This window comes from Nocardioides sp. Z38_18, assembly GCF_058215695.1.
The window spans coordinates 346,289-362,674 of sequence record NZ_JBZAJE010000002.1; the positions used below are offsets into that span (position 1 = coordinate 346,289).

Annotated in this window: 11 protein-coding genes; 7 read left to right on the top strand and 4 right to left on the bottom strand. The window is 70.4% G+C overall.

Annotation, left to right across the window (positions count from 1 at the left end; genetic code table 11):
* Positions 1 to 54: 54 nt before the first annotated feature.
* The 5 genes from AC4BGC_RS12795 to AC4BGC_RS12815 are packed head-to-tail and all read left to right on the top strand — an operon-like array spanning position 55 to position 7,970.
* Entirely contained in the window at positions 55 to 2,052 is a 1,998-nt protein-coding gene (locus tag AC4BGC_RS12795; protein WP_490556145.1) for an alpha-1,4-glucan--maltose-1-phosphate maltosyltransferase, read from the top strand.
* Positions 2,049 to 3,845, top strand: coding sequence for a maltose alpha-D-glucosyltransferase (gene treS / locus AC4BGC_RS12800; RefSeq protein WP_490556146.1), 1,797 nt, complete (start codon positions 2,049 to 2,051; stop codon positions 3,843 to 3,845). The genes AC4BGC_RS12795 and treS overlap by 4 nt, the downstream gene beginning before the upstream one ends.
* On the top strand, positions 3,842 to 5,305 hold the full coding sequence (locus tag AC4BGC_RS12805) for a maltokinase N-terminal cap-like domain-containing protein (RefSeq protein WP_490548058.1): 1,464 nt from the start codon (positions 3,842 to 3,844) through the stop codon (positions 5,303 to 5,305). The genes treS and AC4BGC_RS12805 overlap by 4 nt, the downstream gene beginning before the upstream one ends.
* Positions 5,302 to 7,182, top strand: a complete 1,881-nt coding sequence (gene glgB / locus AC4BGC_RS12810) for a 1,4-alpha-glucan branching protein GlgB (protein ID WP_490556147.1) — start codon at positions 5,302 to 5,304, stop codon at positions 7,180 to 7,182. Before AC4BGC_RS12805 ends, glgB begins: the two co-directional genes overlap by 4 nt.
* 8 nt (positions 7,183 to 7,190) lie before the next feature.
* Complete coding sequence (locus AC4BGC_RS12815) at positions 7,191 to 7,970, top strand: NUDIX domain-containing protein (RefSeq protein WP_490556149.1); 780 nt, start codon at positions 7,191 to 7,193, stop codon at positions 7,968 to 7,970.
* Between the two features lie 1,164 nt (positions 7,971 to 9,134).
* On the opposite strand, the gene AC4BGC_RS12820 is transcribed toward AC4BGC_RS12815, so the two are convergent.
* A complete protein-coding gene (locus AC4BGC_RS12820) occupies positions 9,135 to 9,512 on the bottom strand; it encodes a hypothetical protein (protein ID WP_490556150.1) in 378 nt (125 codons plus the stop codon).
* Positions 9,513 to 9,551: 39 nt separating this feature from the next.
* Entirely contained in the window at positions 9,552 to 10,361 is an 810-nt protein-coding gene (locus AC4BGC_RS12825; RefSeq protein ID WP_490556151.1) for a co-chaperone YbbN, read from the bottom strand.
* A gap of 176 nt (positions 10,362 to 10,537) precedes the next feature.
* Between AC4BGC_RS12825 and AC4BGC_RS12830 the strand changes: the two genes are divergently transcribed.
* The gene (locus AC4BGC_RS12830) at positions 10,538 to 12,589 is read left to right on the top strand and encodes an ATP-binding protein (protein WP_490556152.1); all 2,052 of its coding nucleotides are present in this window, start codon (positions 10,538 to 10,540) and stop codon (positions 12,587 to 12,589) included.
* 22 nt (positions 12,590 to 12,611) lie between these two features.
* Here AC4BGC_RS12830 and icmA read toward each other — a convergent pair whose 3' ends face one another.
* Both icmA and AC4BGC_RS12840 read right to left on the bottom strand, forming a co-directional pair.
* The gene (gene icmA, locus AC4BGC_RS12835) at positions 12,612 to 14,324 is read right to left on the bottom strand and encodes a coenzyme B12-dependent isobutyryl-CoA mutase large subunit (RefSeq protein ID WP_490556153.1); all 1,713 of its coding nucleotides are present in this window, start codon (positions 14,322 to 14,324) and stop codon (positions 12,612 to 12,614) included.
* A 52-nt stretch (positions 14,325 to 14,376) separates the two neighbouring features.
* A complete protein-coding gene (locus AC4BGC_RS12840) occupies positions 14,377 to 14,994 on the bottom strand; it encodes a TetR/AcrR family transcriptional regulator (RefSeq protein WP_490556154.1) in 618 nt (205 codons plus the stop codon).
* Positions 14,995 to 15,054: 60 nt separating this feature from the next.
* Here AC4BGC_RS12840 and AC4BGC_RS12845 point away from each other — a divergent pair, with 60 nt between their 5' ends.
* Positions 15,055 to 16,308, top strand: coding sequence for an oxygenase MpaB family protein (locus tag AC4BGC_RS12845; protein WP_490556155.1), 1,254 nt, complete (start codon positions 15,055 to 15,057; stop codon positions 16,306 to 16,308).
* Positions 16,309 to 16,386 lie beyond the last annotated feature (78 nt).

Here is a 16,386-nt window from a genome sequence, read left to right on the forward strand (position 1 = left end):
CATCCGCAATGGACCCGTTTGCGTCATCGGCCGGACTTCGTAAGTGTTGGGAGCATGGTCAACACCCGCATCGGGCGCATCCCGGTCATGGACGTCAAGCCCCTCGTCGAGTGCGGGCGCTACCCCGCGAAGGCCTCGGTGGGCGAGTACTTCGACGTCACGGCGCTGGTCTTCCGGGAGGGACACGACCAGCTCGGCGCCGAGGTCGTGCTCATCGACCCCGGCGGCGTACGCCGGCCTCCGCTGCGGATGCACGACGTCGGCGGCGACGAGGTGTCGCGGATGGCGGCCACCGTGTGCCCCGACGTCGAGGGCGCCTGGACCTTCGAGGTGCAGGCCTGGAGCGACCCGCTCGGGACCTGGCTGCACGACGCCGGCATCAAGATCCGCGCAGGCGTCGACGTGGAGCTGATGTTCACCGAGGGCGTGCTCCTGCTCCAGCGGGTGCTGAAGCAGAAGCTCGACAAGGCGGAGAAGGCGCTGGTCAAGGACGCCGTGAAGGGGCTCGGAGACACCAGCCGTCCGGCGGAGGCCCGGCTGGCGGTCGCGGAGTCACCGGCCCTGGCCCAGGTGTTCGCCGCGCACCCGCTGCGCGACCTGCTCACCACCGAGGGACCCTTCCCGTTCTTCGTCGACCGCGAGCGGGCCCTTTTCTCCAGCTGGTACGAGTTCTTCCCGCGCTCCGAGGGCGCCCACGTGGACAGCACCGGTGCCGTGGTGAGCGGCACCCTGCGCACCGCCGCGGAGCGGCTCCCGGCTGTCGCCGCGATGGGCTTCGACATCATCTACCTGCCGCCGATCCACCCGATCGGCGAGGTGAACCGCAAGGGACGCAACAACACCCTCACGCCCACCCCCGAGGACGTCGGCTCCCCGTGGGCGATCGGGAGCAGGCACGGTGGCCACGACGCGATCCACCCCGACCTCGGCACGATCGAGGACTTCGACGCTTTCGTGGAGCAGGCCCGTTCCGTCGGCCTCGAGGTCGCCCTCGACTTCGCCCTGCAGGCGGCGCCGGACCACCCCTGGGCGACCGAGCACCCGGAGTGGTTCACCACTCGTGCCGACGGGACCATCGCCTACGCCGAGAACCCGCCGAAGAAGTACCAGGACATCTACCCGATCAACTTCGACAACGACCCCGAGGGGATCTACGCGGAGGCCGAACGGGTGCTGCGCCACTGGATGTCGCACGGCGTGCGTGTCTTCCGCGTGGACAACCCGCACACCAAACCGGTGGCGTTCTGGGAGTGGCTGCTGGGCCGCATCCGGGCCACCGACCCGGACGTCATCTTCCTCTCCGAGGCGTTCACCAAGCCGCCGATGATGCACGCGCTCGGGATGGTCGGGTTCCACCAGAGCTACACCTACTTCACCTGGCGCAACACCCGCCACGAGATCGCGTCGTACCTCGAGGAGGTCTCGCACGAGTCCTCGGCGTTCATGCGCCCGAACTTCTTCGTGAACACCCCCGACATCCTGCACGCCTACCTCCAGCACGGCGGTCCCCCGGCCTTCCGGATCCGCGCCGTGGTCGCGGCCACCGGGTCGCCGAGCTGGGGGGTGTACGCCGGGTTCGAGCTCTACGAGCACCTCGCCCTGCGCCCCGGCACCGAGGACTACCTGGACTCGGAGAAGTTCCAGATCAGGATCCGCGACTGGGAGGCCGCCGAGCGCGAGGGGACCACGCTCGCGCCGTACCTCACCCGGCTCAACGAGATCCGCCGCGCGCACCCGGCGCTGCAGCAGCTGCGCAACGTGACGATCCACTCCAGCGACGACGACGCGGTGCTGGTGTACAGCAAGCGGGTTTCGACAGGCTCCCCCAGCGGGCATGACACGGTGATCGTGGTGGTCAATCTCGACCCCCACGGACCACGCACCACGACGGTGCACCTGAACATGCCCGCACTCGGGCTGGGCTGGGAGGACACCCTGAACGTGCACGACGAGATCAGCGGCCAGGACTGGCAGTGGGGCGCGCACAACTACGTCCACCTCGACCCCTTCGTGGAGCCCGCGCACGTGCTCTCGGTCAGGACGCCGGTGTGAGCGAGGTCTCCAGCGACGCGACCGAGAGCGGCGTACTCCCCAGCACCAGCGGTGGACCCACCGCGGCGCACTTCGAGCAACCCGACTGGTTCAAGACGGCCGTGTTCTACGAGGTGCTGGTGCGGTCCTTCAAGGACTCCAACGGCGACGGCGTCGGCGACTTCCGCGGGCTGACCGAGAAGCTCGACTACCTGCACTGGCTCGGCGTGGACTGCCTGTGGGTGCCGCCGTTCTTCTCCTCGCCGCTGCGCGACGGCGGGTACGACGTCGCCGACTACACCAACATCCTCCCCGAGGCCGGGACCGTGGACGACTTCCACGAGTTCCTCGACGAGGCGCACAAGCGCGACATCCGCGTGATCATCGACTTCGTGATGAACCACACCAGCGACCAGCACCCGTGGTTCCAGGCCAGCCGCGAGGACCCCGACGGGCCCTTCGGCGACTTCTACGTGTGGTCCGACACCGACGAGCTCTACGAAGAGGCGCGGATCATCTTCGTCGACACCGAGCCCTCCAACTGGACCTGGGACCCGGTCCGCCAGCAGTACTACTGGCACCGGTTCTTCTCCCACCAGCCGGACCTCAACTTCGACAACCCCAAGGTGATGGAGGCGATGCTGGAGGCGATGAGCTTCTGGCTCGACATGGGCCTCGACGGCTTCCGGCTCGACGCCGTCCCCTACCTCTACGAGCGCCCGGGCACAAACGGCGAGAACCTGCCCGAGACCCACGAGGCGCTGCGCCAGGTGCGCCGCTACGTCGACGAGCACTACCCCGGCCGCGTGCTGCTCGCGGAGGCCAACCAGTGGCCCTCCGACGTCGTCGACTACTTCGGCGGCAAGCGCGACCCGGAGTCGGGCGAGTACCTCAGCGCCGGCGACGAGTGCCACATGTGCTTCCACTTCCCGGTGATGCCGCGCATCTTCATGGCCGTACGCCGGGAGAACCGGTTCCCGATCTCGGAGATCCTCGAGCAGACCCCCGCGATCCCCGACGGGTGCCAGTGGGGCATCTTCCTGCGCAACCACGACGAGCTGACCCTCGAGATGGTCACCGACGAGGACCGCGACTACATGTGGGACGAGTACGCCAAGGACCCGCGGATGAAGGCCAACATCGGCATCCGCCGGCGGCTGGCTCCCCTGCTCGACAACGACGTGAACCAGATGGAGTTGTTCACCGCGCTGCTGCTCTCCCTGCCCGGGTCCCCCGTCCTCTACTACGGGGACGAGATCGGGATGGGCGACAACATCTGGCTCGGTGACCGTGACGGCGTACGCACCCCGATGCAGTGGACCCCGGACCGCAACGCGGGCTTCTCGGTCGCCACCCCGGGCCGGCTGCACCTACCGGTGAACCAGGACCCCGTCTTCGGGTACCAGAGGGTCAATGTCGAGACCGAGCTGGACAACTCCTCCTCGCTGCTGCACTGGACGCGGCGGATGATCCAGGCACGCAAGCAGCACCCCTGCTTCGGCCTGGGCGGGTTCACCGACCTCGGAGGGTCCAACCCCTCGGTGCTCTCCTACGTGCGGGAGTACACCGACGAGACGGGGTACACCGACACCGTGCTGTGCGTGAACAACCTGAGCCGGTTCCCCCAACCGGTCGAGCTCGACCTGCGGCGCTGGGAGGGCGTGCGGCCGGTGGAGCTCCTCGGCGGGGTGCGGTTCCCCGAGGTGGGCGAGCTGCCCTACCTGCTCACCCTCGGCGGCTACGGCTTCTACTGGATCCGGCTCCCGCAGGCCGAGCCCCAGGCCGAGGCCCTCGGCGAAGGGAGCCCCGCGTGACCCTGGACGACCACACCCCCACGACATCCACCACCCCGTCCCCGGGCACCGAACCGCTGGAGCAGGCCCTGGTCGACTTCATCGGCGAGGCCCGCTGGTTCGGCGGCAAGGGTCGCGCCTTCTCGGTCACCGACGTGCGCGTGGCCCAGCTGCGCGAAGGCGAGCCGCGGGTCAGCATCGCGCTGATCACGCTCTCCTTCGAGGACAGCTCCGCCGGCCCGGGACAGGTCGCGGAGACCGCGGTCTACCAGGTCCCGGTGTCGTCGTACACCGAGGCGCAGGAGCGGCTCGGGCACGCGTTCATCGCGATGGTGGAGGACCGCCACGTCTACGACGCGCTCCACGACCGCGCGGCCACCCACCTGTGGCTGGAGGCGTTCGCCGCCGCGGCCGCCACCGGTTCGGAGCAGCTGGGCCCCGAGGTCACGTTCCACCGCTGCGGCGAGCACGACCTGGATCTCACCGCCCACTCCACGCTGTTTCGCGGCGAGCAGAGCAACTCCTCGGTGGCCTACGGCGACGACTCCCTGATGAAGGTCTTCCGCCGGATGACGCCGGGGGTCAACCCTGACATCGAGATCCACGAGGCGCTGACCCGCAGCGGGACCCACAGCATCGCCGAGCTCTACGGCTGGGTGGAGCTCGAACCGGTCACCCCGGACGGCGAGCGGCTGCAGCTCGCGATGCTCTCGCAGTTCCTGCGCACCGCCAGCGACGGCTGGGAGCTCGCCCTCGCCAGCGCTCGCAACCTGTTCGCCGAGGCCGACCTGCACGCCGACGAGGTGGGCGGGGACTTCGCCGGCGAGGCCCACCGCCTCGGCGTCACCGTCAGCGAGATCCACGAGCTCCTGCGCGATCAGTTCGGCACCGAGCCGCTCGACGCGGCCGCCACCGCCGAGGCCATGCGGCAGCGCCTGGCCGACGCGGTGGGCGTGGTCCCGGAGCTCGCGGGGCACAGCGAGACCCTGCACGAGGTGTTCGCCCACGTGGCCGACGCCTCCGGCGACGTTCAGCGCATCCACGGCGACCTCCACCTGGGCCAGACCCTGCGGACGTCGCTGGGCTGGAAGCTGGTCGACTTCGAGGGCGAGCCCGCCAAGCCGCTCGCCGAGCGACGGCTGCCGGACTCCGCCTGGCGCGACGTCGCGGGGATGCTGCGCTCCTTCGACTACGCCGCGAAGTCCGTCGCGAAGGACCTCTACTCCTCCGAGGATCCCGGCCCCCAGATCAGCTACCGCGCCAAGGAGTGGCTCGACCGCAACCGCACCGCGTTCCTCGAGGGGTACGTCGAGCGGCGGCTGGAGCGCGGCGAGCCCGGCCTCACCGACAGCGAGCGACTCCTCATCGACGCCTACGAGGCCGACAAGGCCGTCTACGAAGTCGTCTACGAGGCGCGCAACCGTCCCAGCTGGCTGGACATCCCCCTGCAGGCAATCGACCGGATCGGAGACCGTTCATGAGCGAGACCACGATCGGCGAGTTGGACGTCCACCTCATCAACGAGGGCCGCCACGAGCAGCTCTGGCAGGCGCTGGGCGCCCACGTGGTCCCCGGCGGGACCGTGTTCCGGGTCTGGGCACCTTCGGCGCTGGAGGTCCAGGTCCGCGGCGAGTTCAACGGCTGGGACGGCGGCAGCAATCCGCTGGTCCACGTCGGCACCTCCGGCGTCTGGGAGACCTTCGTCCCGGGCGTCGCGTCCGGCGACGGCTACAAGTTCCACATCCGCGGAGCCGACGGCGTGTGGCGCGACAAGGCCGACCCGATGGCCTACTACACCGAGGTCCCCCCGGCGACGGCGTCGCGCGTCTTCGAGAGCAAGCACGTGTGGACCGACGACGAGTGGATGGCCGTGCGCGCCGCCGAGTCACGTCCCGAGCAGCAGCCGATGTCGATCTACGAGGTGCACCTCGGCTCGTGGCGCAAGCGCGAGGGCGGCGAGCCGCTGAGCTACGACGACCTGGCCGAGCAGCTGACGGCGTACGTCGTGGAGATGGGCTTCACCCACGTCGAGATGCTGCCGGTGATGGAGCACCCCTTCGGCGGTTCGTGGGGCTACCAGGTCACGTCGTACTACGCCCCCTCGTCGCGCTTCGGCGACCCCGACGGCTTCCGCCGGCTGGTGCAGGCCCTGCACAACGCCGGGATCGGCGTGATCGTCGACTGGGTCCCCGCGCACTTCCCCAAGGACGAGTTCGCGCTCGCCCGCTTCGACGGGACCCCGCTCTACGAGGACCCGAACCCGAGCCGCGGCGAGCACCCCGACTGGGGCACCTACGTGTTCAACTTCGGGCGCAAGGAGGTCCGCAACTTCCTGGTCGCGAACGCGCTCTACTGGCTCGAGGAGTTCCACGTCGACGGCATCCGCGTCGACGCGGTGGCCTCGATGCTCTACCTCGACTACTCGCGCCAGCCCGGCGAGTGGGAGCCGAACATCCACGGCGGCCGGGAGAACCTCGAGGCCGAGCACTTCCTCAAGGAGCTCAACGGCACCGTCTACAAGCGGGTCCCCGGCGCGATCACCATCGCCGAGGAGTCGACCTCCTGGCCCGGCGTCACCCAGCCGACCTCGGCGGGCGGGCTGGGCTTCGGGTTCAAGTGGAACATGGGCTGGATGCACGACAGCCTCGACTACATCTCCCGCGACCCGGTCCACCGCGGCTACCACCACAACCAGCTCACGTTCAGCATGGTCTACGCGTTCTCCGAGCAGTACGTGCTGCCGATCAGCCACGACGAGGTCGTGCACGGCAAGGGGTCCCTGCTGCGGAAGATGCCCGGAGACCGGTGGCAGCAGCTGGCCAACGTGCGCGCGTTCCTGTCCTGGCAGTGGGCCCACCCGGGCAAGCAGCTGATCTTCATGGGCACCGAGTTCGCCCAGGACCAGGAGTGGGCCGAGCAGCGCTCACTCGACTGGGGGCTGCTGGAGGACCCCGACCACATCGGCGTGCAGCGCCTGGTGACCGACCTGAACAGCGTGTACGCCGGCTCGACGGCACTGTGGTCCCAGGACACCGCTCCCCAGGGCTTCCAGTGGATCGAGGCCGACGACGCCAGCCACAACACGGTGGCGTTCGTCCGGTGGGGCTCGGACGGCAGCGCCCTGGTCTGCATCACCAACTTCTCCGCGATCCCCCACGAGGGCTACCTCCTCGGGCTGCCGTTCGCGGGTGAGTGGAGCGAGGTGATCAACACCGACGCCGAGATCTACGGCGGCTCCGGCGTGGGCAACCTCGGCACGGTCACCGCCCACGAGACCGCCCACGGCGGCCAGCCCGCATCCGCCCGGCTGCGGATCCCTCCCCTCGGCACGCTGTGGCTCAGCAGCCAGCGCCGTTGAGTCGCGCCGTGTCCGCCGAGCTGACCCCGATCGCCCCGGGCGTCGTACGCGTGTCCTGGACCGCAGACCTGCAGGCGAAGGGCCTGCGTGCGTCGGCCGACGAAGTACGCCGCGTCGTGGAGTCGGCGTTCAAGGGCGGCAGCACCCGCGTGGAGACCCACGTGGACCCCGACGACGAGGCGGCGCAGCGGGTGGCGACGTTCGCCGGTCTGATGCGCGAGGGCGTTGCCAGAGGCGTCTCGGACGAGTCCGACCGGATCGTCTACGCACGCCTGGCCGACGACACCCCGTTGGAGGACCCCAAGGGCTTCCGCTCGCTGCTGAACTCCTTCCTCCCCCGCAAGCGCGCGATCAGCCAGCTGTTGGTGCGCTCCACCGACGGTCGGGTGCTGCTGTGCCAGCTCACCTACAAGCGCGACTTCGACCTGCCCGGCGGCGTCGTCGAGGTCAGCGAGTCCCCCCAGCTCGCCGTGGAGCGCGAGGTCGAGGAGGAGCTCGGCCTGAAGGTCACCGCGGGCCGGCTGCTGCTCACCGACTGGCTGCCCCCGTGGGGCGGCTGGGACGACGCGCTCTGTCTGGTCTTCGACGGCGGCGAGCTGGACGCGGGCGTCGTTGACACCATCGTCCGCCAGGAGCGCGAGATCCGCTCCGTCGGCTTCTACACCCCGGCCGAGGTCCGCGAGAAGTGCGCCGACTTCACCTCCCGGCGAATAGACGCAGCCCTCCGCAACCTCTCCGACACCCCCGGCCCGGCGTACACAGAAAGCGGCCGCGGCCTCCCCACCTGAGCACGTCGCTGGGCTGGTCGAGCAGCGAGCGGAAAGTCGAGACCACGCCGGGGGCGGGGTACGCCGGGGCGGGGTACGCCGCTGCGCCGACCACTAGGTGGTCGAGCAGCGAGCGAAGCGAGCGGACAGTCGAGACCACGCCGGGTGAGCCGGCAGCCAGACGTACGACGGCAGAGGCTCCGTGCTCGCAGACGTGCGCCGGGGACACGCGACCCTAGGTGGTCGAGCAGCGAGCGAAGCGAGCGGACAGTCGAGACCACGCCGGGTGAGCCGGCAGCCGGACGTACGACGGCAGAGGCTCCGTGCTCACAGACGTACGCCGGGGACACGCGACCCTAGGTGGTCGAGCAGCGAGCGAAGCCTTGCGTCGAGCAGCGAGCGCCAGCGAGCGGACAGTCGAGACGAGCGGATAGTCGAGACCACGTCGGGTGAGGCGAGAGCTAGAAGTACGCCGAGGGGCGGGCGTACGCCGGGGCGCGCGGCCCCTAGCCCGGGTGGAGAACACCGCACCGGGGTCAGCGCCGAGCAGGTCCGCACCTGGTGCGCCAACCCGGACACGGCGGTGACCGTGAAGCCGGTGATCGACCTCAACGACCACATCAGTGTGAACGCCTACGAGGTCCCCGACCGGTTGGACCCGGCCGGCGCGCAACTGCGACTCCGAGCATTGTGTGCCGCATGACCGGGGTGGGACCACGTGCAGTTGCAACATCGCGCCGATGTGCCGGAAGCACCATCGGCTGAAGACACACTCGACCTGGGGCTACACCACGTTGGAGCCCGGGACCTTCTTGTCGACCAGCCCGCACGGGCTCCAGTTCCTGCGAGATCACCACGGGACAGTTGATGTCACCGCGGATCGGCCGCCGCCGCAGCCAGACGCACCACCGCACTTCTACTGACTCAGCCCCTCTGCGCGGCGTGGGTCTGCCTGCTGCCTCGCCTGAGTGGTCTCGACTGTCCGCTCGCTTCGCTCGCTGCTCGACCACCGTTGTGGTCGCGTGCCGCGTCGTACCGACGGCCGGATCTCGCTGCCGGCGTACGTGTGCCTGCGGGCTCACTTGAGTGGTCTCGACTATCCGCTCGCTCCGCTCGCTGCTCGACCACCTTGGGGTGGCGTGCCCCGGCGTACGCCTGGGACCACCGTGGGTCGCGTGCCTGCGGTCAGTCGTCGTCGGGGGGGTCGGTGGGGCGGGGGGCGATGGTGCGCCAGCCGGTGCGCAGGACCTTCTGGAGCATCTGGGCGTTGATCCAGGCGGTTGCGGTCCAGACCAGGACCCAGACGATGCCTGCCGGCCAGGAGAGGTCGCCGGGGTCGGCGCCGGAGGCGAAGCCGACCGCCAGGCTCGCGTAGAAGGCGACCCACAGCGCGAGGAGGCTCAGCGGGAGCGCGAGTACGACGAGCGCGAAGTACCACGCCTCGGAGCCCTCCACGAGGGCCATCAGGGAGACCGCGCCGACCGTCGTCACGTAGAGCTGCCCGATGCCGGAGAGCGGCGTCGTGGCGAGCGTGGTGGCGGGCCCGTCATCCATGGTGAACATCGTGGCACGCTGAGCCAGTGCGTGGGCGGCCAGAAGCCCTCAGAAGAGCGCGGAGGCGAGGTCCCGGCGGGCCCGGATCACCCTCGGGTCGTCGTTGCCGACGGCGCCGAAGAGCCCGATCAGATGCGTACGCGCGGCGTCGCGCTCGTTGCCGGACGAACGTCCCACCAGCGCGACCAGGCGGGCGAACGCGTCCTCCACGTGCCCGCCGAGCAGGTCGAGGTCGGCCACGAGCGTCTGGGCGTCGACGTCGTCCGGGTTCGCCGCGGCGGCGGCGCGGGCCTTGTTGAGGTCCACCCCCTCGGTGCGCTGGAGCACCTTGGCCATCGCCAGGCCGGCTGCGGCCTCGGTGTCGGCCGGGTTGGCGTCGACCAGCTTCTGGTACTCCGCGACCGCACCCACGATGTCGCCGCGCTCGAGAGCGTCCTGGGCCGGGAAGTAGCGGGGGTCGAGCTGCTCCTCCCCCGTCTCCTCGTCGATGGTCCCGGTGCCGCTGCGCGGCTGGTGGCGACCGGTGACCCCGCTGGCGGTCAGCTGCTGGAGGACCGAGGTGAGGGCCTGCCGGAGGTCCTCGAGGGGAGCCGAGTTCTGCAGCAGGGGCACCGGTCGGCCCTGCGCCACCAGCACCACCAGGGGCACCGAGGGGATCTGCATCGCCTGGGCGATCTGCGGGGAGGCGTCGATGTCCACCCGCCCCAGCAGGAAGCGCCCCTCGAACTCCGTGGAGAGGGTCTGGATCGACTCGGCGAGCTGCACGCTCTCCGGCGACCGGGAGGGGCTCTCGAAGGAGAGCAGGACCGGCGCGGTCCGCGACGCCTCGAGCACCTCCTGGAAGTTCTGCTCGTTCACCCGTACGGCGTACGCGTGGCTCTGCGGGACGGATCCGGAGGCGTCCTGGGCAGATCCCTGCAAACCAGACAAATCAATCGCACCGGGGCGGGAAAAGGGCTGCTGGGTCATATCTCCATCGTCTCAACTGGTCGCTTGCGCTGTGCGGGGTCTCGTGAGGTGACGATACTGAACCCGTGGGAGAGGCAGAACGGCCTGGGTCGGTCGTGCCCGCCTCCCTGCGCACTGCCCTGTGGGTGACGGCGTTCACGCTGGCCAGCCTGCTGGGCCGCGCCGTCGTCGTCGGCCCGGAGCAGATCGGGCTGGTGTGGCCCGCAGCGGGCGTGGCCGTCGTCTGGCTGGCCAGCAGCAACCGGCGCCTGCTACCGATCGACGTCGCACTGATGTCGGCCGCCACGATGTTCAGCCTCGCGGTGACCGAGGGCGGCGTCATCCGCTCCGTCCTCTCGCTCTCGGTCGTCTTCCAGACCCTGGTGGCGCTGTGGCTGCTGCGCCGACTGGTTCCCGGCATCTGGGGGACGGGCGGGCGCGTCCCGCTGACGCGCCTGGACCAGTTCGGCCGGGTCCTGGTGGCGATCACCGCCGCCGCCCTGCTCACGGCCGTGCTCCGCTCCGCCGTGAGCTCGCTGGTGCTGTCCACCGAGAGCCTGGACCTCCTGGTCGGCAGGTTCGGGCGGCAGGCCTCGGCGATGGCCACCGTCGGCGTCGCCGGCCTCCTCCTCGGCGGCTGGATCACCGAGCGACGCGACCGGGGCCTCCCCCTGGTCGAACCCACGCCGCGGTCCTCCCTCGCCCACCTGCTGGGCATCGAGTCCGTGGCCGCCCTGATCTTCGTCGCGTTCTGGCTGACCCCGGAGATCCCGACCACCTACGTCCTCAGCCTCACCGTCGTCTGGGCGGCGCTGCGCTTCAGCCCCCTGGTGACCGCCCTGCACTGCCTGGTCGTCGGCGTGACCACCGTGTTCATGACCATCAACGGCTTCGGGCCGATCGCGAACGTGGGCGACCCCACGACGCGCGCCCTGATGGCCCAGCTGTTCGTGGTCGCCCTGATGGTCACCGGCCTCACGATCGCCCTGATCCGTCGCCAGCTCACCGAGTCGATCACCCGACTGGAGACCTCAGAGGCGGCCCTCGCGCTGCGGGCCGACGAGCTCGACCTGGTGATGTCCCACCTCGACGACGGCGTGGCGATCATCGAGGAGGGCGGGCGGGTGCTGCACACGAACCCCGCCATGCGTACGTCGTTCGGCTCCGCCCCCGACCAGCCGTTGGACCACGTGGACGCGGAGTCCCGGCGCGCAGGCCAGACGTACTACGCCGACGGCCGCCTGGTCCCGGAGGCGGAGAAACCCCACTCCCGGGCGCTGGCAGGCGAGTCGGTGGACGGGGAGGAGTACCGCCACGTGAGCCCCCAGGGAACGGTCAGGTGGCTGCAGATCTCGGCGTCCCCGGTCCCCCACGCCCCCGGCACTCCACGGCGGGCGATGGTGGTGGTCCGCGACATCACCTCGGTCACCACGCACCGGGAGTCCCTGATCTCGTTCGCCGGCACGGTCGCCCACGACCTCAGCAACCCGCTCAACGTGATCGACGGCTGGGCCGAGCTCCTGGAGGAGGACTTCTCGGCGGGCGACACCCCCCTCGCCGTCCGGTCGGCGCCGATGGTGCAGCACATCCGCGCCAGCGCGGCCCAGGCGCGAAGCCTGATCCGGGACCTGCTCGCCCACACGGTCGCCCGCGACCAGGCCCTGGACTGCGAGCCGATCTCGCTGTCCGTCCTGGTCGAGCACCTCGCCGCCGCCCGTGACCAGCCCGGCAACGGCGGCGAGATCGTGGTCGGCGACATGGTGGACGTCTGGGCCGACCGGCTGCTGCTGAGCCAGGTCCTGGACAACCTGATCGGCAACGCGTTCAAGTACGTCGCACCCGGGACCGTGCCGCGGGTGTTCATCGAGGCCTGCCGGATCGACAGCGGCTGGGCGCGGGTCACCGTGCGCGACAACGGGATCGGGATCCCGCCCGCGCAGCGCGAGCGCATCTTCGACCGGTTCCACCGGGCCCCCACCGACGGCTACCAGGGCACCGGTCTCGGGCTGGCGATCTGCAAGCGCATCGTGCTGCGCCACGGCGGCAGCATCTCGGTCAGCGCGAACCCGGACGGTGTCGGCAGCTGCTTCGAGCTGACCCTGCCGATCACCGCCCAGGCGCTGCAGAGCGCCACCTGAGCGATCCCCCCCAGCCCGTGGCTCAGAAGCGCGCGGGCTCCCGGTACTCGCCCCACTCGCGGCGCAGCGCGTCACAGATCTCGCCGAGCGTCGCCTCGGCGCGGCACGCCTCCAGCATCGCGGGGATCATGTTGCGGTCCTCGCGGGCGGCGGTGAGCATCTCCTCGAGCGCCGCGGTGATCGCGGCCTGGTCGCGACCGGTCCTGCGCTCGGCGAGGATGCGCACCTGCCTGGTCTCCACCTCGTGGGAGACCCGCATGATCTCGAGGTCGCTGGTCACCGACTCGGGGAGCACGTTGACCCCGACGACCTTCTTCTCCTTCTTCTCCAGCGCGATCTGGTAGGCGAAGGCGGCCTCGGCGATCTCGGCCATGAACCAGCCGTCCTCGATCCCGCGCAGCAGGCCCTGGGTCACCGGGTCGCCACCGTTGCGAGCCGACTCGGCGAGCGCCTCGGTCTGGTCGTGGCGCAGGCTGGAGCCGCCCATCTCCAGGATCTTGTCGAAGATGGCGTTGGCCTCGGCCTCGATCTTGTCGGTGAGCGCCTCGACGAAGTACGACCCGCCCAGCGGGTCCGCCACGTTGACCACGCCGGTCTCCTCCATGATCACCTGCTGGGTGCGCAGCGCGATCTCGGCGGCCTGCTCGCTGGGCAGTGCCAGCGTCTCGTCGAGGGCGTTGGTGTGCAGCGAGTTGGTGCCGCCCAGCACGGCAGCCAGAGCCTGGATGCCGGTGCGCACGACGTTGTTGTAGGGCTGCTGCGCGGTCAGGGAGACCCCCGCGGTCTGCGTGTGGAACCGCATCCACTGGGCCTTCTCGGTCTTGGCGCCGTAGACGTCACGGACCCAGCGGGCCCAGATGCGACGGGCCGCCCGGAACTTCGCGATCTCCTCGAAGAAGTCGAGGTGGCTGTCGAAGAAGAAGCTCAGCCCGGGGGCGAACTCGTCGATGTCCAGGCCGCGCGAGAGGCCGAGCTCGATGTAGCCGAAACCGTCGGCCAGGGTGAAGGCGAGCTCCTGCGCAGCCGTGGAGCCGGCCTCACGGATGTGGTAGCCCGAGACGCTGAGCGGCTTGTACGCCGGGATGTTCGTCCCGCAGTACTCCATCAGGTCGCCGATCAGCTTCAGGTGCGGCTCGGGCGCGAACAGCCACTCCTTCTGGGCGATGTACTCCTTGAAGATGTCGGTCTGCAGGGTGCCGTTCAGCTTGGTGGTGTCGGCGCCCTGGCGCTCGGCGGCGACGAGGTACATGCAGAACACCGGCACGGCGGGCCCGCTGATCGTCATCGAGGTGGTGACCTCGTCGAGCTTGATGCCGTCGAAGAGCACGTCCATGTCGGTGGCGGAGTCGATCGCCACGCCGCAGTGCCCGACCTCGCCGAGGCTGCGCGGGTCGTCGGAGTCGCGGCCCATCAGTGTGGGCATGTCGAAGGCCACCGAGAGGCCGCCGCCGCCGCGGCCCAGGATCATCTTGTAGCGCTCGTTGGTCTGCTGGGCGTTGCCGAAGCCGGCGAACTGGCGGATCGTCCAGGTGCGGCCGCGGTAGCCGGTCGCGTAGAGGCCGCGCGTGTAGGGGAACTCCCCGGGCCACTCGGACTCGTCGGTGCCGTACGCCGGCTCGACCTCCACCTGCGACAAGGTGGTGAAGTCGGCGTCGCGGACCTTCCCACCGCTCAGGGCGGCGTCGTAGCGCTGCTGCCAGCGCTGGCGGGCGTTCGGAGTGGCGGAGGAGTCCATGAGGGGATCGTAGGTCCCACGGGTGCGCGCGGACCACAGCGTGACGAACGCCTCAGTGGTCGAGTCCGATCAGCAGCATGTCGGCGACCAGGCGGAGCAGGTGGTCCCGGTCGAGGTGCTCGGGCCGCTCCAGCGCGATCCGCAGGCACGCGTTCAGGGTTACACCCATGGCGAGGTAGAGCCGGGCGTCGAGCTCCTCGCGCGGCAGCCCAGGCTGGTGCCGCAGCACGAACAGCCGGGTGAACTCGGTCAGCTGGCGCTCGATCTCCGGCAGCGTGTTGGCCTGGGAGCCCAGCGGCACCTCGTCGATCAGCGCCACCAGCAGCGCCCGGTGACGCTCCAGCCCGGCGACCAGGGTCTCCAGCACCCGCTCGATGCCTTCCCGGGGACCTGCGTCCAGGGAGTCCAGGATCGCGGTGGTCAGGCTGCTCAGGATCTCCTGGTTGACCCGCTCGCGCAGCTGCTCGACCAGCTCGGTCTTGTCGGCGAAGTATCGGTAGAGCGACCCGATGCTCACGTCCGCCTCCGCGGCCACGCGGTTGGTGGACATCGCGGCGTACCCCTCGCTGGCCAGAACCCGAGCAGCGGCCTCCAGGATCCGGTCGATCATCTCCTGGGAGCGGCGCTGGAGGGGTCGTCTGCGCAGGTGGGCGCCCTGGTCGGCACTCATGGTGTCCGCTGGGCAGAACGCGAGTAGAAGTCGAGCATTTGCTCACTTTAGGGTCGAGGCATGTCCTCGACAACCCCGGCACACCTGTCCCCCGGCCGCTTCGTCGACCTGCCGACCCCGACCCGTTGGCGCTCCTCGCCCGAGTGGTCGGACCGGGTAGCTGCTCCGCTGAAGCTGGTCGCCGGGCCCGGCGCGGTGCCCGGACCCGAGGAGACGGCCCGGCTGAAGCGGGGGCTGCTCGAGCGCGACGACGTCGGGGACACGTTCGTGCGCGCGGTGCGAGAGGACCGCACTGCGACGATGAAGCAGTTCCGGCAGGCGCTGCACCACGGCGTGGACTCGGTGCCCGACGCACCTGAGCCGCTGCGCGCGCTGTTCGACGCGGTCGAGACCCGGCCCGACTGGGTCGACGACGAGCTGCTCGAGCGCGGGGCCCGGTTCACCCGGCGGTTGGGCTGGGACGCCAACGACATCCTGGGCTTCGGCTCCCTGCTCGGCGGCTACCGCAGCGCCGCCGCCCTGGAGCCGCTGGTCCGCTCCGGGCGGCTCTCCAGCGAGACCACGCTGCAGCGCGTCGGCGAGACCGGCGCCTGGTGGCTCGCGGTGACCACGCCCGGCGGCCTCGCCCGGACAGAGCCCGGCTGGCAGCTGACCGTGCACGTCCGGGTGATGCACGCCTTCGTCAACTACCAGCTCGAGCGGGCCGAGGACTGGGAGTGGGACCTGCGCGGGGTGCCGATCAACGCCTACGACCAGGCCAGCACGCTGGGCACCTTCTCCACCTCCTACCTGCTGCACGCACGCCTGCTCGGCATCCGGGTCCCGCGCCGCGACTCGGAGGCGGTGATGCACCTGTGGTCCTACATCGGGTGGCTGATGGGGGTGCCGGACGAGTGGCTGCCGCGCACCGAGCGCAAGGGCCGCACCGTGCTCTACCGGATGCTCTCGGCCGATCCCGGCCCCGACCGGAGCAGCCGCGAGCTGGCCGCCGCACTGATGAGCGCGCCCGAGCACTACCCCGACATCCCTCGCTGGCGGCGCACCTACGAGCGCGAGCGCGGCCTGAGCGCCTCGTCGGTACTGGTCGGCCCCTCGGGGATGAAGGAGCTCGGCCTCCCGGTCCGGCCGCCGTGGTACCCGGCGTATCGGATCGCCGCGAACCTCTTCTGGACCCACCTGGTCGGCCGGCTGCCCGGCGGCAGCCAGGCGCTGGACCGCCGCGCCGCGCGCGCCCTGGTCCGTCACGACCGGCTCCTGTACGGCGACAAGCGCCCCGGAATCGGCGTCGCGGACCCCTCCGTCGGCAACAGCTGACGCCCAGAAGCCGGGACCCGTCGAGGCGCACCGAGGTGGCGCAGTAGTCTCCGGATGGATCACCGGAGCCCAACGAGG

Bases quoted from the DNA above. Each gene is read 5' to 3' on its own strand.
- AC4BGC_RS12795 (WP_490556145.1), top strand. From the start codon at position 55: ATGGTCAACACCCGCATCGGGCGCATCCCGGTCATGGACGTCAAGCCC.
- glgB (WP_490556147.1), top strand. From the start codon at position 5,302: ATGAGCGAGACCACGATCGGCGAGTTGGACGTCCACCTCATCAACGAG.
- AC4BGC_RS12820 (WP_490556150.1), bottom strand. From the start codon at position 9,512: ATGTTCACCATGGATGACGGGCCCGCCACCACGCTCGCCACGACGCCG.
- icmA (WP_490556153.1), bottom strand. From the start codon at position 14,324: ATGGACTCCTCCGCCACTCCGAACGCCCGCCAGCGCTGGCAGCAGCGC.
- AC4BGC_RS12840 (WP_490556154.1), bottom strand. From the start codon at position 14,994: ATGAGTGCCGACCAGGGCGCCCACCTGCGCAGACGACCCCTCCAGCGC.
- AC4BGC_RS12845 (WP_490556155.1), top strand. From the start codon at position 15,055: ATGTCCTCGACAACCCCGGCACACCTGTCCCCCGGCCGCTTCGTCGAC.